Genomic DNA, 22626 nt, shown 5'->3' with positions numbered 1-22626 from the left:
GCACTGCTGCCAAAGTTCCACTGACACGGATATCCCCTGAGTTTGAAAGCCGGATGAGGCAAAAACAAACCGCCATTGTACCGGTCGAGCGTTCACTTATCCACATGTGGACACGTTAGGAACCATGACAAAACAGCCATTTATCGACCAAAACGGCGCTCCAGCTCTGTGAATAAGGTCTGTGGATAACCATGCCTGAGGTCTATGCACAACCCCAGGCGCAAGCCTGTTGATAACTCACCTGTGGATAACATGCCTTTTCATCCACAGCTTTCGCTCACGATGGGAACAGCCGCAGCACCGGTTCAGAACAAAGTTGTAAAACTCTGTACAGCACGTATTTCATGGCCTAAGGATGGTTATCCACAGAAGGTTATCCACCTAAGATTTATAAGTTCTTCAGAAAAGCTTTTTATATGTCTCTTCTTTTTTTTCATGTTGTCCCCGATGCGGGTGTCCGATCAAGCACCCCGTTGGCACGATCCAGGAGGCACCGTCCATCACAAGCTCTATATGGAATGACTGGTTGGAAATTGACCTATGGGCTTGCTTTCTCTAGAATCGCCGGTCTCTTAAAAAGGGGGCCATCCCGGCCCGTCGTCGACAAACCAGGTAACACGCCATGAAACGTACTTTCCAACCAAGCACCATCAAGCGCGCCCGCACCCACGGTTTCCGTGCCCGTATGGCTACCAAGAACGGCCGTGCTGTTCTGTCGCGTCGTCGTGCCAAAGGCCGTAAGCGTCTGGCCATTTGATTTTTCGGCACAGGTGGTGAGTCAGGACTTCAGTCGGGAAAAGCGACTGCTTACACCCCGGCATTTCAAAGCGGTCTTCGACTCCCCAACCGGCAAGGTTCCAGGGAAAAACCTGCTGATCCTTGCTCGCGAGAACGGCCTCGATCACCCACGCCTTGGCTTGGTAATCGGCAAGAAGAGTGTCAAGCTCGCCGTTCAACGCAACCGCCTCAAGCGCTTGATGCGCGATTCCTTTCGTCTGAACCAGCAATTGCTTGCCGGCCTGGACATCGTGATCGTCGCGCGCAAGGGATTGGGTGAGATAGAAAACCCGGAATTGCACCAACACTTTGGCAAGCTCTGGAAACGCCTGGCGCGCAGCCGGCCGACACCAGCAGTAACCGCCAATTCCGCAGGGGTAGACAGCCAAGATGCGTAAACTGGCACTCGTTCCGATCCAGTTTTACCGTTATGCCATTAGTCCTCTGATGGCCAATCACTGTCGGTTTTTCCCCAGTTGCTCCTGTTACGCGTATGAAGCCATCGAAAACCATGGCATCTGGCGTGGTGGGTGGCTGGCCGTTCGTCGCCTGGGGCGTTGTCATCCGTGGAATGACGGCGGTTTCGACCCCGTTCCACCCGCTCCTTCCTCCCGAACTTCTTCGATAGCCGAGTAATCATGGATATTAAACGCACGATCCTGATCGCCGCGCTGGCAGTCGTGTCCTACGTCATGGTCCTGAAGTGGAACGATGACTACGGCCAGGCTGCCCTGCCGACTCAGAATACTGCTGCCAGCACTGTTGCTCCGGGCTTGCCCGATGGCGTGCCGGCCGGTAACAACGGTGCCAGCGCCGATGTACCGAGCGCCAACGCCGAATCGAGCCCTGCCGAACTGGCACCGGTCGCACTCAGCAAGGACCTGATCCGAGTCAAGACCGACGTTCTGGAACTGGCTATCGATCCGGTCGGTGGTGACATCGTTCAGCTGAACCTGCCGAAGTACCCGCGCCGTCAAGACCACCCGAACATTCCATTCCAGTTGTTCGACAACGGTGGTGAGCGTGTTTACCTGGCACAAAGCGGTCTGACCGGCACCGACGGTCCGGATGCCCGCGCCAGCGGCCGCCCCCTGTATGCCGCCGAACAGAAAAGCTACCAGCTGGCCGACGGCCAGGAACAACTGGTGGTAGACCTGAAGTTCAGTGACAACGGCGTCAACTACATCAAGCGTTTCAGCTTCAAGCGTGGTGAGTACGACCTGAATGTCAGCTATCTGATCGACAACCAGAGCAGCCAGGCGTGGAGCGGCAACATGTTTGCCCAGCTCAAGCGTGATGCCAGCGGCGATCCGTCCTCCAGCACTGCCACCGGTACCGCTACCTACCTGGGTGCCGCCCTGTGGACAGCTTCCGAGCCTTACAAAAAGGTCTCGATGAAGGACATGGACAAAGGTAGTTTGAAAGAAAATGTGTCCGGCGGCTGGGTTGCCTGGCTGCAGCACTACTTCGTGACCGCCTGGATTCCAGCCAAGTCGGACAACAACGTTGTCCAGACCCGCAAGGATAGCCAGGGCAACTACATCATCGGTTACACCGGCCCGGTTATCAGCGTACCGGCTGGCGGCAAGGTCGAAACCAGCGCCATGCTGTACGCCGGTCCGAAGATCCAGTCCAAGCTGAAAGAGTTGTCCCCAGGCCTGGAATTGACCGTCGACTACGGCTTCCTGTGGTTTATCGCCCAGCCGATCTTCTGGCTGCTGCAACATATCCACAGCCTGCTGGGTAACTGGGGCTGGTCGATCATCGTGCTGACCATGTTGATCAAAGGCCTGTTCTTCCCGCTGTCGGCTGCCAGCTACCGCTCCATGGCGCGTATGCGTGCCGTTGCACCTAAGCTCGCCGCACTCAAGGAACGCTTCGGTGACGATCGCCAGAAGATGTCCCAGGCGATGATGGAGCTTTACAAGAAAGAGAAGATCAACCCACTGGGCGGCTGCCTGCCGATCCTGGTGCAGATGCCGGTATTCCTGGCCCTGTACTGGGTATTGCTGGAAAGCGTGGAAATGCGCCAGGCCCCATGGATCCTGTGGATTACCGACCTGTCGATCAAGGATCCGTTCTTCATCCTGCCGATCATCATGGGCGCCACCATGTTCATCCAGCAGCGCCTGAACCCTACACCGCCGGATCCGATGCAGGCCAAGGTGATGAAAATGATGCCGATCATCTTCACCTTCTTCTTCCTGTGGTTCCCTGCCGGTCTGGTGCTGTACTGGGTTGTGAACAACTGCCTGTCGATTTCGCAGCAGTGGTACATCACTCGCCGTATCGAAGCAGCTACCAAAAAAGCTGCTGCTTGACGGGCTAATACGCTAGCCTGTGAATAAAAAACGCCCCCTAGTGGGGCGTTTTTGCTATCTGTCGTTTTGTCGTAGAGGCTTTCGAGCATGAACATTGTGCGTGAAACCATCGCCGCCATCGCCACGGCTCAGGGCCGTGGTGGTGTGGGTATTGTCAGGTTGTCCGGTCCTCTGGCTGCCAAGGCCGGCCAATTGATCACCGGCCGCACCCTGACCCCGCGGCATGCCCATTACGGCCCGTTCCGCGACGATGAGGGGCTGGTGCTGGACGAAGGGATTGCGCTGTTCTTTCCCGGGCCTAATTCATTCACTGGCGAGGACGTGCTGGAACTGCAGGGGCACGGTGGCCCGGTGGTTCTGGACATGCTGCTGCAGCGCTGTGTACAAGTCGGCTGTCGTCTGGCCCGTCCGGGCGAATTCAGCGAGCGCGCCTTCCTCAACGACAAGCTCGACCTGGCTCAGGCCGAAGCCATCGCCGATCTGATCGAGGCCAGTTCCAGCCAGGCAGCGCGAAACGCCTTGCGCTCGCTGCAAGGGGAATTCTCCAAGCGTGTGCACAGCCTTACCGAGGCGTTGATTGCCCTGCGTATTTACGTCGAGGCGGCGATCGATTTTCCTGAGGAAGAGATCGACTTCCTTGCCGATGGCCACGTGCTGTCGATGCTTGATGCTGTGCGCAGCGAGTTATCCACTGTGCAGCGCGAGGCCGGGCAGGGCGCCTTGCTGCGCGACGGCATGACGGTAGTCATTGCCGGTCGGCCGAATGCCGGTAAATCAAGTTTGCTGAACCAGCTGGCCGGACGGGAAGCAGCCATCGTCACGGACATCGCCGGCACCACGCGGGATATCTTGCGCGAACATATCCACATCGACGGCATGCCGCTGCACGTTGTCGATACTGCCGGTTTGCGCGATACCGATGACCATGTGGAAAAGATCGGTGTGGAACGCGCCCTGAAGGCCATTGGCGAGGCAGACCGTGTTCTGCTGGTGGTCGACTCCACTGCGCCCGAGGCCAGCGACCCGTTCGCTTTGTGGCCCGAGTTTCTTGACCAGCGACCCGACCCGGCAAAGGTCACTCTGATACGCAACAAGGCTGACCTGAGTGGGGAGCAGGTGGCGCTGGAGCAGTGCGATGACGGCCACGTGACGATCACCCTAAGCGCCAAGGGCGACGACACAGGGCTGCAACTGCTACGCGACCATCTGAAGGGCTGTATGGGTTACGAACAGACTGCAGAGAGTGGCTTCAGCGCCCGCCGGCGCCATCTGGATGCCTTGCGCCAGGCTAGCGAGCACCTGGAACACGGCCATGCACAATTGACCTTGGCGGGTGCAGGAGAGCTTCTGGCTGAGGACTTGCGTCAGGCACAGCATGCGCTGGGGGAAATCACAGGAGCATTCAGCTCGGATGACCTGCTTGGGCGGATTTTCTCCAGCTTCTGCATCGGCAAGTAATCCACAGCCAGGCAAGGTCAAGCGCCGCTCCTTAGGGAGCGGCTTTTTTTTGCCTGAAATTCATTGCAGAAGATGAGTGCAGGCCGATGACCCAAGCACCTGTGGGAGCGGGTGGGCCCCCGAACAGGCCCTTGCAAGCACTGATTCTCTGCGTATGTACCGGCCTTTTCACGGGCTCGCTCGCTCCAACATTGACCATGGCTGGTCGCCTGCGCGATGAATTTTTCTTACCCAGCGTGAAAACTGTGCTCAGGAGCCCTGTGGAAAACTCGCCTTCAGCTCAGTTGATAAGCAGGCTTTTTTTCTGAGGAAAAACCCCCTTGTGGGTAAATAGCTATTTAATCCACAGGCTAAAAGACGTTATCCATAGCCCTCATGGCACTCCAGCCACAGGGTTTAATTTCTCTCTACATAACGGAAATCGTGGGGTTCAAGACCTTATCCACAGAAAAGCCTGTGCATAAGAATAAACATAAAAACAAAGCTTTTTTAAATTCTTCATCTTTGATTTCTGTTGTCTGCCACTCATCCACAGACTGGTCAAAATTTGCTCAGACGGTTTCTTTACTGGGGGTGAAGTCCCTATACTTGTCCGCTTACCTTCTCTATTCGCAAAAACAGGCACGAGGTGCGTGGTGGATTTCCCTTCCCGTTTTGACGTGATCGTCATCGGCGGCGGCCATGCCGGTACCGAGGCTGCGCTTGCGTCTGCACGCATGGGTGTAAAAACCCTGCTGCTGACCCATAACGTGGAAACCCTCGGTCACATGAGCTGCAACCCCGCCATCGGTGGTATTGGCAAAAGCCATCTGGTCAAAGAGATCGATGCGCTCGGCGGCGCCATGGCGCTGGCCACCGACAAGAGCGGCATCCAGTTCCGCGTTCTGAACAACCGCAAGGGCCCGGCCGTACGTGCCACCCGTGCACAAGCCGACCGCGCCATCTACAAGGCAGTGGTGCGTGAAATCCTGGAAAACCAGCCAAACCTGTGGATATTCCAGCAGTCCTGCGACGACCTGATCGTCGAGCAGGACCAGGTCAAAGGCGTGGTGACCCAGATGGGCCTGCGTTTCTTTGCCGAATCGGTGGTACTGACTACCGGTACCTTCCTCGGCGGCCTTATCCACATTGGTCTGCAAAACCATTCCGGTGGTCGCGCCGGTGATCCACCTTCGATTGCCCTTGCCCACCGCATGCGTGAACTTCCGCTGCGCGTCGGCCGCCTGAAAACCGGTACCCCGCCACGCATCGACGGCCGCTCTGTGGATTTCTCGGTAATGACCGAACAGCCAGGCGATACGCCGATCCCGGTGATGTCGTTCATGGGCAATGCCGAAATGCACCCGCGTCAGGTGAGCTGCTGGATTACCCACACCAATGCGCGCACCCACGAGATCATTGCCTCGAACCTCGACCGCTCACCGATGTACTCGGGCGTGATCGAAGGTGTCGGTCCGCGCTACTGTCCGTCGATCGAAGACAAGATCCACCGCTTCGCCGACAAGGAAAGCCACCAGGTGTTCATTGAGCCGGAAGGCCTGAACACCCATGAGCTGTACCCCAATGGTATTTCCACTTCGCTGCCGTTCGACGTGCAACTGGAGCTGGTCCGTTCGATCCGCGGCATGGAAAACGCCCACATCGTGCGCCCGGGCTATGCCATCGAATACGACTACTTCGATCCCCGTGACCTCAAGTACAGCCTCGAGACCAAAGTCATCGGCGGCCTGTTCTTCGCCGGGCAGATCAACGGCACCACCGGTTACGAAGAAGCCGGTGCCCAAGGTCTGTTGGCCGGGACCAACGCTGCACTGCGTGCGCAAGGTCGCGACAGCTGGTGCCCGCGCCGCGATGAAGCGTACATCGGTGTGCTGGTCGACGACCTGATCACCTTGGGTACTCAGGAGCCGTACCGCATGTTCACTTCGCGCGCCGAGTACCGCCTGATCCTGCGCGAAGACAACGCCGACCTGCGCCTGACCGAAAAGGGCCGTGAACTGGGCCTGATCGATGACCAGCGCTGGGCCGCGTTCTGCGCCAAGCGCGACGGTATCGAGCGTGAGGAACAGCGCCTGAAATCGACCTGGGTTCGGCCGAATACCGAGCAAGGCCAGGCCATTGTGGATAAATTCGGCACTCCGTTGAGCCACGAGTACAGCTTGCTCAACCTGCTGGCGCGCCCGGAAATCGACTACGCCGGCCTGATCGAAGCGACTGGCGGTGACGTAATCGATCCACAGGTTGCCGAGCAGGTCGAGATCCGCACCAAGTACGCCGGCTACATCGACCGCCAGCAGGATGAAATTGCCCGACTGCGCGCCAGCGAAGACACACGCCTGCCTGTGGATATCGACTACACGACGATTTCCGGCCTGTCCAAGGAGATACAGGGCAAGCTGAGCCAGACCCGTCCGGAGACGCTGGGCCAGGCTTCGCGTATCCCGGGTGTGACCCCGGCGGCGATTTCCCTGTTGCTGATTCACTTGAAAAAACGCGGCGCTGGCCGCGAATTGGAGCAAAGCGCTTGAGTTCCCTGGTCACCCCTCAACACGCTGAAGAGTTGTCCACAGGTGCGCGCCAGCTTGGTGTCGAGCTGACTGCCGAGCAGCACGAGAAGCTGCTTGGCTACCTGGCTCTGTTGATCAAATGGAACAAAGCCTACAACCTGACTGCCGTGCGCGACCCGGACGAGATGGTTTCGCGTCATTTGCTCGACAGCCTTAGCGTCATGTCTTTTATCCACAACGACCGTGAAAACTGGCTGGATGTTGGCAGCGGCGGTGGCATGCCCGGCATTCCGCTGGCTATCCTGCATCCACACAAGCGCGTCACCGTGCTGGACGCCAATGGCAAGAAAACCCGTTTCCTGACACAGGTGAAAATGGAACTCAGGCTGGACAACCTCACGGTTATCCACAGCCGGGTCGAGGCCTTCCAGCCGGCACAACCGTTCGACGGAATCATCTCCCGCGCCTTCAGCAGCATGGAGAACTTCACCAACTGGACCCGCCACTTGGGCGACACCGGGACGCAATGGCTTGCAATGAAGGGGCTGCATCCTGCCGATGAACTGGTAGCATTGCCCGCAGACTTCACAGTGGAAAGCGAACAGGCCCTGACCGTTCCGGGTTGCCAGGGCCAGCGCCATCTGCTGATACTGCGCCGCAAGGCATGACTGGGAACACTCGCAACAATGGCTAAGGTATTCGCAATCGCGAACCAGAAAGGTGGTGTGGGCAAGACAACCACCTGTATCAATCTCGCCGCCTCGCTGGCTGCGACCAAGCGTCGTGTCCTGCTGATCGACCTCGATCCGCAGGGCAACGCCACCATGGGCAGCGGTGTGGACAAGCACGAGCTCGAGCATTCGGTCTACGACCTGCTGATCGGGGAGTGCGACTTGGCCCAGGCTATGCACTACTCCGAGCACGGAGGCTTCCAGTTGCTGCCGGCCAACCGCGACCTGACCGCCGCTGAGGTGGTGCTGCTGGAAATGCAGGTCAAGGAGAGCCGTCTGCGCAACGCGCTGGCGCCTATCCGCGATAACTACGACTACATCCTCATCGACTGCCCGCCGTCGCTGTCGATGCTTACGCTCAATGCGCTGGTCGCTTCCGATGGCGTAATTATCCCCATGCAGTGCGAGTATTACGCACTGGAAGGTCTCAGCGACCTTGTGGATAACATCAAGCGCATCGCCGCCCGGTTGAACCCGGAGTTGAAGATCGAGGGCCTGCTGCGGACCATGTACGATCCGCGCCTGAGCCTGAACAACGATGTTTCGGCGCAGTTGAAGGAGCACTTTGGCCCTCAGCTTTACGACACGGTCATTCCGCGCAACATTCGCTTGGCCGAGGCCCCCAGCTTCGGCATGCCGGCCCTTGCTTACGACAAGCAATCGCGGGGCGCGCTGGCTTACCTGGCCCTGGCTGGGGAACTGGTACGCCGTCAACGCCGTCCATCACGCACTGCACAAACAACTTAAGGAATCCGTATGGCCGTCAAGAAACGGGGTCTCGGACGTGGGTTGGATGCACTGCTCAGTGGTCCTTCCGTCAGCGCGCTCGAAGAGCAGGCTGTGAAGATCGACCAGAAAGAACTGCAACACCTGCCGGTCGAGCTGGTCCAGCGTGGCAAGTATCAACCTCGCCGTGACATGGACCCGGAGGCGCTGGAAGAGCTTGCGCACTCGATTCGCAACCATGGTGTGATGCAACCGATCGTGGTACGCCCGATTGGCGACAACCGATACGAGATCATCGCCGGTGAGCGCCGTTGGCGCGCCACCCAGCAGGCCGGTCTGGACACGATCCCGGCCATGGTCCGTGAAGTGCCCGACGAAGCCGCCATCGCCATGGCATTGATCGAGAACATCCAGCGCGAAGACCTCAACCCACTGGAAGAGGCCATGGCCCTGCAGCGCCTGCAACAGGAGTTCGAGCTCACCCAGCAGCAGGTGGCTGACGCTGTGGGCAAGTCGCGGGTGACCGTGGCCAACCTGCTGCGCCTCATTACCCTGCCCGATGCGATCAAGACCATGCTCGCCCACGGTGACCTGGAGATGGGGCACGCCCGTGCATTGCTCGGCCTGGATGAAAATCGTCAGGAGGAGGGGGCGCGTCATGTTGTCGCACGTGGCCTCACCGTGCGCCAAACCGAGGCACTGGTCCGTCAGTGGCTCAGCGACAAGCCTGATCCGGTCGAACCGAGCAAACCTGATCCGGATATCGCACGGCTTGAACAGCGGCTCGCAGAGCGCCTGGGCTCGGCCGTACAGATTCGTCATGGCAACAAGGGCAAAGGCCAGTTGGTTATTCGCTACAACTCGCTTGACGAGTTGCAAGGCGTGCTCGCTCACATCCGCTGAAACAATTCCTGTTGTAGCGCGAAGTCGGAAATCACTACCGAAGAGTTGAATAGGGGTTAATCCACCCCTATACTCTGCGCGCATTTTGTCGGCACAAATTATGCCAAGTCATAGCTGACTTGTTGGTCGACTTCCGAGGAGCAGTTGTGATGGAAATACGCACGCCAAACCGCCTGCCTTTCCATCGCTGGGCGGTTTTTCCGGTACTGCTGGCTCAATTTGTCGTACTGCTGCTGGCAACCTTGGTGTTGTGGCAGTGGAAAGGGGCGGTCAGTGGATATTCAGGCCTTTGCGGAGGTTTGATTGCCTGGCTGCCCAATGTGTATTTCGCCTGGAAGGCTTTTCGCTTCAGCGGGGCTCGGGCGGCACAAGCTATCGTCAAGTCGTTTTACGCGGGCGAGGCAGGCAAGATGATTTTGACGGCAGTGCTTTTTGCACTGACCTTTGCAGGAGTGAAGCCACTGGCGCCGTTAGCAGTATTCGGCGTCTTCGTGTTGACCCTTTTGGTCAGCTGGTTCGCGCCCCTGCTGATGAATAAAAGACTTTCGAGACCTTAGGGCGTTTGAGGCAACCATGGCAGCAGAAACCGCTTCGGGCTATATCCAGCACCACTTGCAGAACCTGACCTACGGTCAACTACCAGACGGCAGCTGGGGCTTCGCCCATTCGGCTGCAGAAGCCAAGGCAATGGGCTTCTGGGCGTTCCACCTGGACACCCTGGGTTGGTCCGTCGCGCTGGGTCTGATCTTCCTGTTGATCTTCCGCATGGCGGCCAAGAAGGCGACTTCCGGCCAACCTGGCGGTCTGCAGAACTTCGTTGAAGTGATGGTCGACTTCGTCAACGGCAGCGTGAAGGACTCCTTCCACGGCCGTAGCCCGGTAATCGCACCGCTGGCGCTGACCATTTTCGTCTGGGTATTCCTGATGAACGCCGTCGACCTGGTACCGGTCGACTGGATTCCTCAGCTGGCCATCCTGATTTCCGGTGACCCGCACATTCCGTTCCGCGCCGTGTCGACCACCGACCCGAACGCGACCCTGGCAATGGCCTTCTGCGTCTTCGCCCTGATCATCTTCTACAGCATCAAGGTCAAGGGACTGGGCGGCTTCATCGGTGAGCTGACCCTGCACCCGTTTGGCAGCAAGAATATCTTCGTGCAGATCCTGCTGATTCCTGTCAACTTCCTGCTGGAATTCGTCACCCTGATCGCCAAGCCGATCTCGTTGGCACTGCGTCTGTTCGGCAACATGTATGCTGGCGAGCTGGTGTTCATCCTGATCGCTGTAATGTTCGGCTCCGGCCTGCTGTGGCTCAGCGGCCTGGGTGTGGTGCTGCAATGGGCGTGGGCTGTGTTCCACATCCTGATCATCACCCTGCAAGCTTTCATCTTCATGATGCTGACCATCGTCTACCTGTCGATGGCTCACGAAGATAACCATTAAGACCGCCTGGCGTGTCTGATAGCCTTCCCTGCCTGTACGGGGGGAGGGCTTAAAAAGTCCGCAAGGGCATGCTGTACCAAACGATTTGTTTTACCGCTTCAAACTAAAAACCTAACCAATACGACGTAAAAGTCGGGAGGAAAGATGGAAACTGTAGTTGGTCTGACCGCTATCGCTGTTGCTCTGCTGATCGGCCTGGGTGCTCTGGGTACCGCCATTGGTTTCGGCCTGCTGGGTGGCAAGTTCCTGGAAGGCGCTGCTCGTCAGCCAGAAATGGTTCCGATGCTGCAGGTCAAAATGTTCATCGTTGCCGGTCTGCTCGACGCCGTAACCATGATCGGTGTTGGTATCGCTCTGTTCTTCACCTTCGCGAATCCGTTCGTTGGTCAGATCGCCGGCTAATCACTCGTCACCACGAGTTGATGGCTGTATGAATTAAGACCGAGCGAGGTGTTGGCGTGAACATTAATGCAACCCTGATTGGCCAATCCGTTGCTTTCCTGATTTTTGTACTCTTCTGCATGAAGTATGTATGGCCTCCGGTCATCACTGCCCTGCAAGAGCGCCAAAAGAAGATTGCCGACGGCTTGGACGCTGCCAACCGCGCAGCTCGCGACCTGGAGCTGGCCCAAGAGAAAGCGGGTCAGCAACTGCGTGAAGCTAAAGCACAGGCAGCCGAAATCATCGAGCAAAGCAAGAAACGCGCTGCTCAGCTTGTCGACGAAGCCCGTGAACAGGCTCGCGTCGAAGCTGACCGTGTGAAGGCTCAGGCTCTGGCCGAGATCGAACAGGAACTGAACAGCGCTAAAGACGCCCTGCGTGCCCAAGTGGGTGCTCTGGCCGTTGGTGGTGCTGAAAAGATCCTTGGCGCCACAATCGATCAAAACGCGCATGCGGAGCTGGTTAACAAACTGGCCGCTGAAATTTAAGCGAGGGCGATCATGGCAGAACTGACCACGTTGGCCCGACCTTACGCTAAGGCTGCCTTTGAGCATGCCCAGGCCCATCAGCAACTGGCCAATTGGTCAGCCATGCTCGGCCTGGCTGCTGCGGTGTCGCAAGACGACACCATGCAGCGCCTGCTCAAGGCCCCGCGACTGACGAGCGCAGAAAAGGCCGCCACGTTCATTGACGTGTGCGGTGACAAGTTCAATGCACAGGCACAGAATTTCATTCATGTTGCCGCGGAAAACGACCGTCTCCTGCTTCTGCCGGAGATTGCCGCCCTGTTCGACCTGTACAAGGCCGAGCAAGAGAAATCCGTGGACGTGGAAGTCACCAGTGCCTTCGCGTTGAACCAAGAACAGCAAGACAAACTCGCCAAGGTTCTCAGTGCACGGTTAGGCCAGGAAGTGCGCCTGCACGCGTCGGAGGATGCCAGCCTGATTGGCGGCGTCGTCATCCGCGCCGGTGACCTGGTAATCGATGGCTCTGTTCGCGGCAAAATCGCGAAACTGGCCGAAGCATTGAAATCTTGAGTTTGAAGGGGCAGCAGAGCAATGCAGCAACTCAATCCTTCCGAAATTAGTGAAATCATCAAGGGCCGCATCGATAACCTCGATGTGAGCTCCCAAGCCCGTAACGAAGGTACCGTTGTTTCGGTATCCGACGGTATCGTGCGGATCCACGGTCTGGCCGACGTCATGTACGGCGAAATGATCGAGTTCCCTGGTGGCGTCTACGGCATGGCCCTGAACCTGGAGCAAGACTCCGTAGGTGCAGTGATCCTGGGTGCATATGACACCCTCGCCGAAGGCATGAGCGCCAAGTGCACCGGCCGCATCCTGGAAGTTCCGGTTGGTAAGGAACTGCTGGGTCGCGTCGTCGACGCACTGGGCAACCCTATCGATGGCAAAGGTCCTCTGGGCAACACCGAGACCGACGCAGTCGAGAAAGTTGCTCCAGGCGTGATCTGGCGTAAGTCGGTAGACCAGCCTGTACAGACTGGTTACAAATCCGTCGACGCCATGATCCCTGTCGGCCGTGGCCAGCGTGAGCTGATCATTGGCGACCGTCAGATCGGCAAGACCGCCATGGCCATCGACGCCATCATCAACCAGAAAGACTCCGGTATTTTCTGTGTTTATGTTGCTGTAGGTCAGAAGCGTTCCACCGTTGCCAACATCGTTCGCAAGCTGGAAGAAAACGGCGCCCTGGCCAACACCATCGTGGTTGTTGCCAGTGCTTCGGAATCCGCCGCACTGCAATTCCTGGCGCCATACGCCGGTTGCACCATGGGCGAGTTCTTCCGCGACCGCGGTGAAGACGCACTGATCGTTTACGATGACCTGTCCAAGCAGGCCGTTGCCTACCGTCAGATCTCCCTGCTGCTGCGCCGTCCACCAGGACGCGAAGCATACCCAGGCGACGTGTTCTATCTCCACTCCCGTCTGCTGGAGCGTGCATCGCGCGTTTCGGAAGAGTACGTCGAGAAGTTCACCAACGGTGCTGTCACTGGCAAAACCGGTTCCCTGACCGCTCTGCCGATCATCGAAACCCAGGCTGGCGACGTTTCTGCGTTCGTTCCGACCAACGTGATTTCCATCACCGACGGTCAGATCTTCCTGGAATCGGCCATGTTCAACTCGGGCATCCGCCCTGCAGTGAACGCCGGTGTTTCGGTATCCCGTGTAGGTGGTGCCGCTCAGACCAAGATCATCAAGAAGCTGTCCGGTGGTATTCGTACCGCTCTGGCTCAGTACCGTGAACTGGCTGCATTCGCCCAGTTCGCGTCCGATCTGGACGAAGCGACCCGCAAGCAGCTGGAGCATGGTCAGCGCGTTACCGAGCTGATGAAGCAGAAGCAGTACGCGCCGATGTCCATTGCGGACATGGCTCTGTCGCTGTACGCCGCTGAGCGTGGCTTCCTGACCGACGTAGAGGTCTCCAAGATCGGCAGCTTCGAGCAAGCACTGATCGCCTTCTTCAACCGTGATCACGCTGAACTGATGGCGAAGATCAACGTGAAGGGTGACTTCAACGACGAAATCGACGCAGGCCTGAAAGCCGGTATCGAGAAGTTCAAGGCCACCCAGACCTGGTAAGCCGCAGCGGGGGCTCAGGCCCCCGCTTGCTAACCTGATAGGTGATACATGGCAGGCGCAAAAGAGATTCGCAGTAAGATTGCGAGCATCAAAAGCACGCAAAAAATTACCAGCGCCATGGAGAAAGTGGCGGTCAGCAAGATGCGCAAGGCACAAATGCGCATGGCTGCTAGCCGTCCTTACGCGGAACGTATCCGCCAGGTGATCGGTCATCTGGCCAACGCCAACCCGGAATACCGCCACCCGTTCATGATCGAGCGCCCTGTAAAGCGCGCCGGTTATATCGTGGTGAGCAGTGACCGTGGTCTGTGCGGTGGCTTGAACACCAACCTGTTCAAGGCCCTGGTCAAGGACATGAGCGCAAACCGCGAACAGGGCGTGGAAATCGACCTGTGCGTGATCGGCAGCAAGGGTGCGACTTTCTTCCGCATCTTTGGCGGCAACGTCGTAGCAGCGATCAGCCATTTGGGCGAAGAGCCATCGATCAACGATCTGATCGGCTCCGTCAAAGTGATGCTGGACGCCTACCTGGACGGCCGTATCGATCGCCTCTCGGTGGTTTCGAACAAGTTCATCAATACCATGACCCAGAAGCCGACGGTCGAGCAATTGGTACCGTTGGTGGCAACCCCGGATCAGGATCTCAAGCATCACTGGGACTACCTGTACGAACCCGACGCAAAAGAGCTGCTGGACGGCTTGATGGTGCGTTACGTGGAGTCGCAGGTATACCAGGCGGTGGTCGAGAACAACGCTGCTGAACAAGCGGCCCGGATGATCGCCATGAAGAACGCCACAGACAACGCCGGTGATTTGATCAAAGAGCTTCAGTTGATCTACAACAAGGCGCGTCAGGCTGCGATCACCCAGGAGATCTCGGAAATCGTCGGCGGCGCTGCCGCGGTTTAACGGTTCACATATTCAGAGGATCCAGCTATGAGTAGCGGACGTATCGTTCAAATCATCGGCGCCGTCATCGACGTGGAATTCCCACGCGACGTCGTGCCGAGTGTATACAACGCGCTTAAAGTACAAGGCGCGGAAACCACCCTGGAAGTTCAGCAGCAGCTGGGCGACGGCGTGGTTCGTACCATTGCGATGGGCTCGACCGAAGGCCTGAAGCGCGGTCTGGATGTCGTCGACACCGGCGCTGCCATTTCCGTTCCAGTTGGTAAGGCCACCCTGGGCCGTATCATGGACGTACTGGGCAACCCGATCGACGAAGCCGGCCCGATCGGCGAAGAAGAGCGTCGCGGTATCCACCAGCCAGCGCCTTCGTTCGCTGACCAGGCAGGCGGCAACGACCTGCTGGAAACCGGCATCAAGGTTATCGACCTGGTTTGCCCGTTCGCCAAGGGTGGTAAGGTTGGTCTGTTCGGTGGTGCCGGTGTCGGCAAGACCGTAAACATGATGGAACTGATCCGTAACATCGCCATGGAACACAGCGGTTACTCCGTGTTCGCTGGTGTGGGTGAGCGTACTCGTGAGGGTAACGACTTCTACCACGAGATGAAGGACTCCAACGTTCTCGACAAGGTAGCGCTGGTCTACGGTCAGATGAACGAGCCACCAGGAAACCGTCTGCGTGTAGCGCTGACCGGCCTGACCATGGCTGAGAAGTTCCGTGACGAAGGTAACGACGTTCTGCTGTTCGTCGACAACATCTATCGTTACACCCTGGCCGGTACCGAAGTATCCGCACTGCTGGGCCGTATGCCTTCGGCAGTAGGTTACCAGCCGACCCTGGCTGAAGAGATGGGCGTTCTGCAAGAGCGCATCACCTCCACCAAGGAAGGTTCGATCACCTCGGTACAGGCCGTATATGTACCTGCGGACGACTTGACCGACCCGTCGCCAGCGACCACCTTCGCCCACTTGGACGCCACCGTCGTTCTGTCTCGTGACATCGCCTCCCTGGGTATCTACCCAGCGGTCGACCCACTGGACTCGACTTCGCGCCAGCTGGACCCGAACGTGATCGGCAACGAGCACTACGAGACCGCTCGTGGCGTTCAGTATGTTCTGCAGCGCTACAAAGAGCTGAAGGACATCATTGCGATCCTGGGTATGGACGAACTGTCCGAAGCCGACAAGCAACTGGTAGCCCGCGCTCGTAAGATCCAGCGCTTCCTGTCGCAGCCGTTCTTCGTGGCAGAAGTCTTCACCGGTTCGCCAGGCAAGTACGTTTCCCTGAAAGACACCATCGCTGGCTTCAGCGGCATCCTCAAAGGTGACTACGACCACCTGCCAGAACAAGCGTTCTACATGGTCGGCAGCATCGACGAAGCGATCGAGAAAGCCAAGAAACTGTAATTCCTGCGCCCCGCAAGGGGCGCTATCAGGTTGAGGCAAGCAGATGGCTATGACAGTCCATTGCGATATCGTCAGCGCGGAAGGAGAGATCTTCTCCGGCCTGGTCGAGATGGTGGTTGCGCACGGTAACCTGGGTGATCTTGGTATCGCTCCAGGCCATGCGCCGCTGATCACCAATCTCAAGCCTGGTCCGATCACGCTGACCAAGCAGGGTGGCGCACAAGAGGTGTTCTACATCTCTGGTGGTTTCCTCGAGGTTCAGCCGAACATGGTCAAGGTGCTTGCCGATACCGTGCAACGTGCTACAGACCTGGATGAAGCTCAGGCTCAGGAGGCCCTCAAGGCCGCCGAGAACGCCCTGAATCTGAAAGGCGCGGACTTCGACTACAGTGCCGCCGCCGCACGTCTGGCCGAGGCCGCAGCTCAGCTGCGTACCGTCCAGCAAATGCGCAGAGGCAAGTAATCGGCCAAGGCTGATAACTGCTGTTGCGATTGAGTAAAAGGGTAGCCTCGGCTACCCTTTTTCTTTTTCTGTTTTCTCCCCACGGTCTTTCACTGACCGCCCAGGATTGGTAGCCAGTAATGTCACTCGATATCGTTATTCTCGCCGCCGGCCAAGGCACCCGCATGCGCTCGGCGCTGCCCAAAGTGTTGCACCCGGTAGCTGGCAATTCCATGCTCGGCCATGTTATCCACAGCGCGCGCCAACTTCAGCCGCAAGGTATTCATGTGGTCATTGGCCATGGTGCCGAACTGGTTCGCGAGCGCCTGGCCGCTGACGACCTGAATTTCGTGATGCAGGATAAACAGCTGGGTACCGGTCATGCTGTTGCCCAGGCACTGCCGGCGCTGACCGCTGACACTGTGCTGGTGTTGTACGGCGACGTGCCGTTGATCGAAGTGGAGACCCTGCAGCGTCTGTTGGCGAAGGCCAACGATCAGCAACTGGGACTGCTTACAGTCACCCTCGATGATCCGACCGGCTATGGCCGGATCGTGCGTGACGAGCAGGGCAAGGTAACTGCCATCGTTGAGCACAAGGACGCCAACGACGCGCAAAAAGCTATCAAGGAAGGCAACACCGGAATTCTGGCACTGCCAGCCGCGCGCCTTGCCGACTGGATGGGCCGCCTGTCGAACAACAACGCTCAGGGCGAGTATTACCTGACCGATGTAATTGCCATGGCAGTGGCCGATGGCTTGGTGGTGGCAACTGAACAGCCGCACGACCCTATGGAAGTGCAGGGCGCCAACGACCGCCGCCAGCTGTCCGAGCTGGAGCGTCACTACCAGTTGCGTGAAGGCCGCCGTCTGATGGCTCAGGGGGTTACCCTGCGTGACCCGGCACGCTTCGATGTTCGTGGTGAAGTAAGCGTTGGTCGTGACGTGCTGATCGACATCAACGTGATTCTCGAAGGCAAGGTGGTCATCGAAGACGATGTGCAGATCGGCCCTAACTGCGTGATCAAGAACACGACCCTGCGCAAAGGCGCGGTGGTCAAGGCCAATAGCCACCTCGAAGGCGCCGTGATGGGAGAAGGCAGCGATGCAGGCCCGTTTGCTCGCCTGCGCCCGGGCAGCGTACTGGACGCCAAGGCCCATGTGGGTAACTTCGTTGAACTGAAAAACGCCCACCTGGGTGAAGGGGCCAAGGCTGGTCACCTGACCTACCTGGGTGATGCCGAAATCGGTGCGCGCACCAATATCGGCGCCGGCACCATCACCTGCAACTACGATGGCGCCAACAAGTTCAAGACCGTGATGGGTGAAGACGTGTTCATCGGTTCGAACAACTCGCTGGTGGCGCCTGTGGAAATCAAAGCCGGCGCGACCACCGCAGCCGGCTCGACCATCACCCAGGTTGTAGAAGCCGGTGACCTGGCTGTAGCTCGTGCACGCCAGCGCAACATTTCGGGCTGGAAGCGCCCTGAGAAGATCAAGAAGAGCTGAGTTATTCACAGCCGTTTCGATCGAAAGCCGACTTATGTGAATAAGTCGGCTTTTTTATTGGCGCTGCCGCGCATAAAGGACCGCGTCAAAGCAGAGGCAAACTATCCACAGGTCAACGACAGCTTGACGGATCGCTCGTCTTAGGTTTTGATTGCAACCATTAACTTTCGAATCGAAACTTAAACGCACATGTCGAAACGAAACACACCACAACGGCGACACAATATTCTGGCTTTGCTCAGCGAGCAGGGCGAGGTAAGTGTGGACGCGTTGGCCAAGCGTTTCGCCACCTCGGAAGTGACTATTCGCAAAGACCTTGCCGCCTTGGAAACCAACGGCTTGTTGTTACGCCGCTACGGTGGTGCGGTGCCGGTGCCGCAAGAGTTGCTCGGTGAACCGGCACAACCCGTCTCTTCTTATAAAAAGGCCATTGCGCGTGCCGCCGTAGGGCGAATCCGTGAACATGCGCGCATTATCATCGACAGCGGCAGTACCACGGCGGCAATGATCCCCGAGCTGGGGCGCCAGCCAGGCCTGGTGGTGATGACCAATTCGCTCAATGTGGCCCGTGCAATCTGCGACCTCGAACACGAGCCGGTGCTGCTGATGACCGGTGGCACCTGGGACCCGCATTCTGAATCGTTCCAGGGCCAGGTCGCGGAGCAGGTACTGCGCTCCTACGATTTCGACCAATTATTCATCGGTGCCGACGGCATCGACCTCGGCCGGGGTACCACTACCTTCAACGAACTGCTTGGGCTGAGCCGGGTCATGGCCGAAGTTGCCCGTGAAGTGATCGTGATGGTCGAGTCGGACAAGGTGGGGCGCAAGATCCCTAACCTCGAGCTGCCCTGGGGCAGCGTACACACCCTTATTACAGATGAACGCCTGCCAGCAGCAGCGCGCGAACAAATTCAAGCCCGCGGCATCAACCTGATCTGCGCCGCGATCAGCCAGGAGCAATAAAACATGTGTGGAATCGTTGGTGCTGTCGCCGAGCGTAATATCACAGCCATCCTGATCGAAGGCCTCAAGCGTCTTGAATACCGCGGTTACGACAGCGCCGGTTTGGCTGTACTCACCCAGACCGGTGAACTGCAGCGCCGCCGCCGCATCGGCAAGGTCAGCGAGCTGGAGGTTGCTGTTGCTGATGAGCCGTTGGCAGGCCAGTTGGGTATTGCCCACACCCGTTGGGCTACCCACGGCGCGCCGACTGAAGGCAACGCCCACCCGCACTTCTCGGGCAATGACGTGGCCGTGGTGCACAACGGCATCATCGAAAACCACGAAGAGCTGCGCGAAGAGCTGAAGGGGCTGGGCTATGTCTTCACTTCGCAGACCGATACCGAAGTCATCGTCCACCTGATCCACCACACCTTGAAGAGCATTCCAGACCTGACCGACGCCCTGAAGGCGGCGGTGAAGCGCCTGCATGGTGCTTACGGCCTGGCGCTGATCAGTGCCAAGCAGCCGGACCGCCTGGTCGCCGCACGCAGTGGCAGCCCGCTGGTAATCGGCCTGGGCCTTGGCGAGAACTTCCTGGCGTCCGACCAGCTGGCGCTGCGTCAGGTTACTGACCGCTTCATGTACCTGGAAGAAGGCGACATCGCTGAAATCCGCCGTGATCAGGTCTCTATCTGGGACCAGGAGGGCAACAAGGTCCAGCGCGAAACCGTGCAGTATCACGAAGGTGCCGAGGCTGCTGACAAGGGCGCTTACCGCCACTTCATGCTCAAGGAAATTCACGAGCAGCCAAGCGTTGTTCAGCGCACGCTTGAAGGCCGCCTGGGCAAGGACAACGTGCTGGTGCAGGCCTTTGGCCCGCAAGCTGCCGACCTGTTTGCCAAGGTGCGCAACGTGCAGATCGTTGCCTGTGGCACTAGCTACCACGCCGGTATGGTTGCGCGTTACTGGCTGGAAAGCCTGGCCGGCATCCCTTGCCAGGTGGAAGTGGCCAGCGAGTTCCGTTACCGCAAGGTGGTGGTGCAGCCGGACACGCTGTTCGTCTCCATCTCGCAGTCCGGCGAAACCGCCGATACCTTGGCCGCACTGCGCAACGCCAAGGAGTTGGGTTTCCTTGGCAGCCTGGCGATCTGCAACGTGGGTATCAGCTCGCTTGTACGCGAGTCGGACTTGACCCTGCTGACCTTGGCCGGCCCTGAAATCGGCGTGGCTTCGACCAAAGCGTTCACCACCCAGCTGGTTTCGCTGATGCTGCTGACCCTGGCCCTGGGTCAGGTGCGCGGTACGCTGGAAGCCGGTGTCGAAGCTGAGCTGGTTGAAGAGCTGCGTCGACTGCCAACCCGCCTGGGCGAAGCCCTGGCCATGGATGCCACCGTCGAGAAAATTGCCGAGCTGTTCGCCGACAAGCACCATACCCTGTTCCTCGGCCGCGGCGCGCAGTACCCGGTGGCGATGGAAGGTGCTCTCAAGCTTAAAGAAATCTCCTACATCCACGCCGAAGCTTACCCAGCAGGCGAGTTGAAGCACGGCCCGCTGGCTCTGGTGGACAACGACATGCCGGTGGTTACCGTTGCACCGAACAACGAACTGCTGGAGAAGCTGAAGTCCAACCTGCAGGAAGTGCGTGCCCGTGGTGGCGAGCTGGTAGTGTTCGCCGACGAGCACGCTGGCATGACCAATGGCGAAGGCACCCACGTGATCAAGGTGCCGCACATTGCCGATGCCCTGGCGCCAATCCTGTACACCATTCCGCTGCAATTGCTGTCTTATTACGTGGCCGTGCTCAAGGGGACCGACGTTGACCAGCCGCGTAATCTGGCCAAGTCGGTGACTGTCGAGTAATGGGTAGTCAGGTGTTGATCAACTTGTGGATTTAGAGAATTAAAACTGTCGCAGGATAATTAAAACTGTCGCAGGAGCCGGTGAGACCTCTCTCCTCCGCTCCTGCGAGCACTGCCCCCTCGCCCAACCCTGCCCCCTTCAGCTATGGACCGGCCAAGTATGCTGTTGAGAATCCAGCCTGATGAATCTCTTCGTTCGTATGTTGAACGACACATTTACCTTGGCCTGAAAAGTAATGAATTAGATATTCTTAAAGGTCTTCATTTTGTTCACTGGAGTGGCTGGGTAGTAAAGTCCATTGCAGACCTTTTGGGTTGGCATGGTTGTTACGGCTACAATAAATTGTTGCATTTGCATACTTCCTTCCCTTTCAGTAGCGTTATAAAAAATAAAAGAGATTTATCGTACTCCGGGAGCAGCTTCATCTCTTTTAACTATATAGATTCTCTCACGAATACGAGATCCTACTGCCCACTGTGTGTGAAAGAAGACATCCTGCGAATAGGTTACTCATACTGGAGACGTCTCCACCATAGTTTAGAAGTCTGCGCCAAGCACGACGTAAAATTGCTTACTTGCTGCCAATTCTGTGATAAGCCTTTCTCGCGCGATGGGCACCTTGGCCGGGTGATGTGGGAGGGCTGCGCCGGCCGTAGCCTTGGTGATGCTGAGCCTACGGTGAACGAGGATCCCCTCGCTCTGCGGCTTGCACAGTTCTTCGAAAAAATTTGCTCGATTGAGCATCATCTCCCCGCGGAAACGGCCTCGCTTCTTTTTACAGAGAAGCTCAAAAATTTCGATTGCTCAGTTTTGGATCAAGAACTCAGACAAGATATAGAGAGCATTGCATTGAAAATTGAGTCGAGCGATCGTAAAAGCAGCGAATATATAGTGTCTGGAGGTCGGACTTACGCGCTGCTTGAATTATTGTCAATCGTTTACGAAAGCTTTTCGCAATTTTTAGATGATCTATTGAATCTAGAGCCTACTCGGTTACCCATCGATTCATTTTGGAGTACTTATACTGTTCGCAGTGGTGGCTTTGATCACTTTGTAGAAGAGGATTATCGTCTTGGCTCAAGCTCATGGATGTGCAGTGATATCGTAGGTTACTTAGGGTATCCATACCTATATTATGCTCGACCACAAATTTATCTCTGCTGTAACCTTCCTTATCCTCGCCGCAAGGGGCATCAATTGCAGCCCGAGCGGGTGAAGGCTGCACTCCCAGCCGTTCCTCGACTGGGGGCGACCGGTTGGGCTCCAGTGGCCAGGCCTATATCCCCGCTAGGCTACCAGTCATCCAGCTCCGGCGCGTGTGACCACGTCTTGCAGTAAGGTTACCCTTAGATTGTGTTGGCATGGTAACGGAGACAGTATGCTTTCGATTGACCTGCTCGGTCCTTGTTCTCCCACACCTAACCATTGCTGGAGCAGTCAGTACCGTTGTTTCGCTGCGCGTCGCAGACAGGTTCTGGGCCAGGCGGCCTACGTTCTCGGCGATGAGCGCCTAGCGGCTGAATGGCTGACGCGGCCTGCGCTCGGCTTAGGAAAACGTACGCCCTACAGCCTGCTGCTGGAGTCGGATGGCTATCGTCAGGTCCGCGTGTTGCTGGTGAGGATTGAGCATGGCGTTTATTGCTGACTC

The 22626-nt window shown here is 57.8% G+C and carries 23 protein-coding genes; all 23 read left to right on the top strand.

Translation table 11 applies throughout. The annotated features are described in order from the left end of the window. Positions 1 to 622: 622 nt before the first annotated feature. The 23 genes from rpmH (at position 623) to ACE4QZ_RS27825 (ending at position 22623) form a co-directional block, all read left to right on the top strand. The gene (gene rpmH / locus ACE4QZ_RS27935) at positions 623 to 757 is read left to right on the top strand and encodes a 50S ribosomal protein L34 (RefSeq protein WP_003253163.1); all 135 of its coding nucleotides are present in this window, start codon (positions 623 to 625) and stop codon (positions 755 to 757) included. A 13-nt stretch (positions 758 to 770) separates the two neighbouring features. Continuing rightward, positions 771 to 1175: a ribonuclease P protein component gene (gene rnpA, locus ACE4QZ_RS27930; protein ID WP_003253166.1), complete on the top strand. Its 405-nt coding sequence runs from the start codon at positions 771 to 773 to the stop codon at positions 1173 to 1175. Continuing rightward, positions 1168 to 1413: a membrane protein insertion efficiency factor YidD gene (gene yidD / locus ACE4QZ_RS27925; RefSeq protein ID WP_003253169.1), complete on the top strand. Its 246-nt coding sequence runs from the start codon at positions 1168 to 1170 to the stop codon at positions 1411 to 1413. The genes rnpA and yidD overlap by 8 nt, the downstream gene beginning before the upstream one ends. A gap of 2 nt (positions 1414 to 1415) precedes the next feature. Further along, the gene (yidC, locus tag ACE4QZ_RS27920; protein ID WP_021785314.1) at positions 1416 to 3098 is read left to right on the top strand and encodes a membrane protein insertase YidC; all 1683 of its coding nucleotides are present in this window, start codon (positions 1416 to 1418) and stop codon (positions 3096 to 3098) included. 87 nt (positions 3099 to 3185) lie between these two features. After that, positions 3186 to 4556, top strand: coding sequence for a tRNA uridine-5-carboxymethylaminomethyl(34) synthesis GTPase MnmE (gene mnmE / locus ACE4QZ_RS27915; protein WP_021785313.1), 1371 nt, complete (start codon positions 3186 to 3188; stop codon positions 4554 to 4556). Positions 4557 to 5191: 635 nt separating this feature from the next. Beyond that, complete coding sequence (gene mnmG, locus ACE4QZ_RS27910) at positions 5192 to 7084, top strand: tRNA uridine-5-carboxymethylaminomethyl(34) synthesis enzyme MnmG (RefSeq protein ID WP_031322773.1); 1893 nt, start codon at positions 5192 to 5194, stop codon at positions 7082 to 7084. Further along, positions 7081 to 7731 carry a 16S rRNA (guanine(527)-N(7))-methyltransferase RsmG gene (gene rsmG, locus ACE4QZ_RS27905; protein WP_021785311.1) on the top strand — a complete coding sequence of 217 codons (651 nt, stop codon included), beginning with the start codon at positions 7081 to 7083 and terminating at the stop codon, positions 7729 to 7731. Before mnmG ends, rsmG begins: the two co-directional genes overlap by 4 nt. Positions 7732 to 7749: 18 nt before the next feature. Then, on the top strand, positions 7750 to 8541 hold the full coding sequence (locus ACE4QZ_RS27900) for a ParA family protein (RefSeq protein WP_003253182.1): 792 nt from the start codon (positions 7750 to 7752) through the stop codon (positions 8539 to 8541). A gap of 9 nt (positions 8542 to 8550) precedes the next feature. After that, complete coding sequence (locus ACE4QZ_RS27895) at positions 8551 to 9423, top strand: ParB/RepB/Spo0J family partition protein (RefSeq protein ID WP_003253185.1); 873 nt, start codon at positions 8551 to 8553, stop codon at positions 9421 to 9423. Positions 9424 to 9572: 149 nt separating this feature from the next. Beyond that, positions 9573 to 9980, top strand: a complete 408-nt coding sequence (locus ACE4QZ_RS27890) for a F0F1 ATP synthase subunit I (protein WP_008092225.1) — start codon at positions 9573 to 9575, stop codon at positions 9978 to 9980. Between the two features lie 16 nt (positions 9981 to 9996). Beyond that, the gene (gene atpB / locus ACE4QZ_RS27885) at positions 9997 to 10866 is read left to right on the top strand and encodes a F0F1 ATP synthase subunit A (RefSeq protein WP_003253188.1); all 870 of its coding nucleotides are present in this window, start codon (positions 9997 to 9999) and stop codon (positions 10864 to 10866) included. A gap of 144 nt (positions 10867 to 11010) precedes the next feature. Beyond that, positions 11011 to 11268 carry a F0F1 ATP synthase subunit C gene (gene atpE / locus ACE4QZ_RS27880; RefSeq protein ID WP_003097235.1) on the top strand — a complete coding sequence of 86 codons (258 nt, stop codon included), beginning with the start codon at positions 11011 to 11013 and terminating at the stop codon, positions 11266 to 11268. Between the two features lie 56 nt (positions 11269 to 11324). Then, positions 11325 to 11795, top strand: a complete 471-nt coding sequence (locus ACE4QZ_RS27875; protein WP_010955888.1) for a F0F1 ATP synthase subunit B — start codon at positions 11325 to 11327, stop codon at positions 11793 to 11795. Between the two features lie 12 nt (positions 11796 to 11807). Continuing rightward, complete coding sequence (locus tag ACE4QZ_RS27870; protein ID WP_003253191.1) at positions 11808 to 12344, top strand: F0F1 ATP synthase subunit delta; 537 nt, start codon at positions 11808 to 11810, stop codon at positions 12342 to 12344. Positions 12345 to 12365: 21 nt separating this feature from the next. Further along, positions 12366 to 13910, top strand: coding sequence for a F0F1 ATP synthase subunit alpha (gene atpA / locus ACE4QZ_RS27865; RefSeq protein WP_021785310.1), 1545 nt, complete (start codon positions 12366 to 12368; stop codon positions 13908 to 13910). 48 nt (positions 13911 to 13958) lie between these two features. After that, entirely contained in the window at positions 13959 to 14819 is an 861-nt protein-coding gene (gene atpG / locus ACE4QZ_RS27860; protein WP_003253195.1) for a F0F1 ATP synthase subunit gamma, read from the top strand. Positions 14820 to 14846: 27 nt separating this feature from the next. After that, positions 14847 to 16223, top strand: a complete 1377-nt coding sequence (atpD, locus tag ACE4QZ_RS27855; protein ID WP_003253197.1) for a F0F1 ATP synthase subunit beta — start codon at positions 14847 to 14849, stop codon at positions 16221 to 16223. Between the two features lie 43 nt (positions 16224 to 16266). After that, a complete protein-coding gene (locus ACE4QZ_RS27850; RefSeq protein ID WP_021785309.1) occupies positions 16267 to 16686 on the top strand; it encodes a F0F1 ATP synthase subunit epsilon in 420 nt (139 codons plus the stop codon). 119 nt (positions 16687 to 16805) lie between these two features. Then, entirely contained in the window at positions 16806 to 18173 is a 1368-nt protein-coding gene (gene glmU / locus ACE4QZ_RS27845) for a bifunctional UDP-N-acetylglucosamine diphosphorylase/glucosamine-1-phosphate N-acetyltransferase GlmU (RefSeq protein ID WP_021785308.1), read from the top strand. Positions 18174 to 18362: 189 nt separating this feature from the next. Further along, positions 18363 to 19139, top strand: coding sequence for a DeoR/GlpR family DNA-binding transcription regulator (locus ACE4QZ_RS27840; protein WP_003253204.1), 777 nt, complete (start codon positions 18363 to 18365; stop codon positions 19137 to 19139). Between the two features lie 3 nt (positions 19140 to 19142). Continuing rightward, entirely contained in the window at positions 19143 to 20978 is a 1836-nt protein-coding gene (glmS, locus tag ACE4QZ_RS27835; RefSeq protein WP_021785307.1) for a glutamine--fructose-6-phosphate transaminase (isomerizing), read from the top strand. A gap of 159 nt (positions 20979 to 21137) precedes the next feature. After that, positions 21138 to 22316 carry a hypothetical protein gene (locus ACE4QZ_RS27830; RefSeq protein WP_279934825.1) on the top strand — a complete coding sequence of 393 codons (1179 nt, stop codon included), beginning with the start codon at positions 21138 to 21140 and terminating at the stop codon, positions 22314 to 22316. A 40-nt stretch (positions 22317 to 22356) separates the two neighbouring features. Then, on the top strand, positions 22357 to 22623 hold the full coding sequence (locus tag ACE4QZ_RS27825) for an MbcA/ParS/Xre antitoxin family protein (RefSeq protein ID WP_279934826.1): 267 nt from the start codon (positions 22357 to 22359) through the stop codon (positions 22621 to 22623). Positions 22624 to 22626: the final 3 nt, after the last annotated feature.

It is taken from the genome of Pseudomonas sp. DCA-1, from assembly GCF_046523955.1.
GTDB lineage: Bacteria > Pseudomonadota > Gammaproteobacteria > Pseudomonadales > Pseudomonadaceae > Aquipseudomonas > Aquipseudomonas putida_Y.
Note: the sequence above shows the minus strand (reverse complement) of the source record. Positions and strands in the feature narration are given on the sequence as shown.

Excerpts from the sequence above, each read along its gene's own strand:
- rpmH (WP_003253163.1), top strand. The coding sequence starts at position 623 with ATGAAACGTACTTTCCAACCAAGCACCATCAAGCGCGCCCGCACCCAC.
- yidD (WP_003253169.1), top strand. The coding sequence starts at position 1,168 with ATGCGTAAACTGGCACTCGTTCCGATCCAGTTTTACCGTTATGCCATT.
- yidC (WP_021785314.1), top strand. The coding sequence starts at position 1,416 with ATGGATATTAAACGCACGATCCTGATCGCCGCGCTGGCAGTCGTGTCC.
- mnmE (WP_021785313.1), top strand. The coding sequence starts at position 3,186 with ATGAACATTGTGCGTGAAACCATCGCCGCCATCGCCACGGCTCAGGGC.
- ACE4QZ_RS27900 (WP_003253182.1), top strand. The coding sequence starts at position 7,750 with ATGGCTAAGGTATTCGCAATCGCGAACCAGAAAGGTGGTGTGGGCAAG.
- ACE4QZ_RS27895 (WP_003253185.1), top strand. The coding sequence starts at position 8,551 with ATGGCCGTCAAGAAACGGGGTCTCGGACGTGGGTTGGATGCACTGCTC.
- ACE4QZ_RS27890 (WP_008092225.1), top strand. The coding sequence starts at position 9,573 with ATGGAAATACGCACGCCAAACCGCCTGCCTTTCCATCGCTGGGCGGTT.
- atpB (WP_003253188.1), top strand. The coding sequence starts at position 9,997 with ATGGCAGCAGAAACCGCTTCGGGCTATATCCAGCACCACTTGCAGAAC.
- atpE (WP_003097235.1), top strand. The coding sequence starts at position 11,011 with ATGGAAACTGTAGTTGGTCTGACCGCTATCGCTGTTGCTCTGCTGATC.
- ACE4QZ_RS27870 (WP_003253191.1), top strand. The coding sequence starts at position 11,808 with ATGGCAGAACTGACCACGTTGGCCCGACCTTACGCTAAGGCTGCCTTT.
- atpA (WP_021785310.1), top strand. The coding sequence starts at position 12,366 with ATGCAGCAACTCAATCCTTCCGAAATTAGTGAAATCATCAAGGGCCGC.
- atpG (WP_003253195.1), top strand. The coding sequence starts at position 13,959 with ATGGCAGGCGCAAAAGAGATTCGCAGTAAGATTGCGAGCATCAAAAGC.
- atpD (WP_003253197.1), top strand. The coding sequence starts at position 14,847 with ATGAGTAGCGGACGTATCGTTCAAATCATCGGCGCCGTCATCGACGTG.
- ACE4QZ_RS27850 (WP_021785309.1), top strand. The coding sequence starts at position 16,267 with ATGGCTATGACAGTCCATTGCGATATCGTCAGCGCGGAAGGAGAGATC.
- glmU (WP_021785308.1), top strand. The coding sequence starts at position 16,806 with ATGTCACTCGATATCGTTATTCTCGCCGCCGGCCAAGGCACCCGCATG.
- ACE4QZ_RS27840 (WP_003253204.1), top strand. The coding sequence starts at position 18,363 with ATGTCGAAACGAAACACACCACAACGGCGACACAATATTCTGGCTTTG.
- glmS (WP_021785307.1), top strand. The coding sequence starts at position 19,143 with ATGTGTGGAATCGTTGGTGCTGTCGCCGAGCGTAATATCACAGCCATC.
- ACE4QZ_RS27830 (WP_279934825.1), top strand. The coding sequence starts at position 21,138 with ATGCTGTTGAGAATCCAGCCTGATGAATCTCTTCGTTCGTATGTTGAA.
- ACE4QZ_RS27825 (WP_279934826.1), top strand. The coding sequence starts at position 22,357 with ATGCTTTCGATTGACCTGCTCGGTCCTTGTTCTCCCACACCTAACCAT.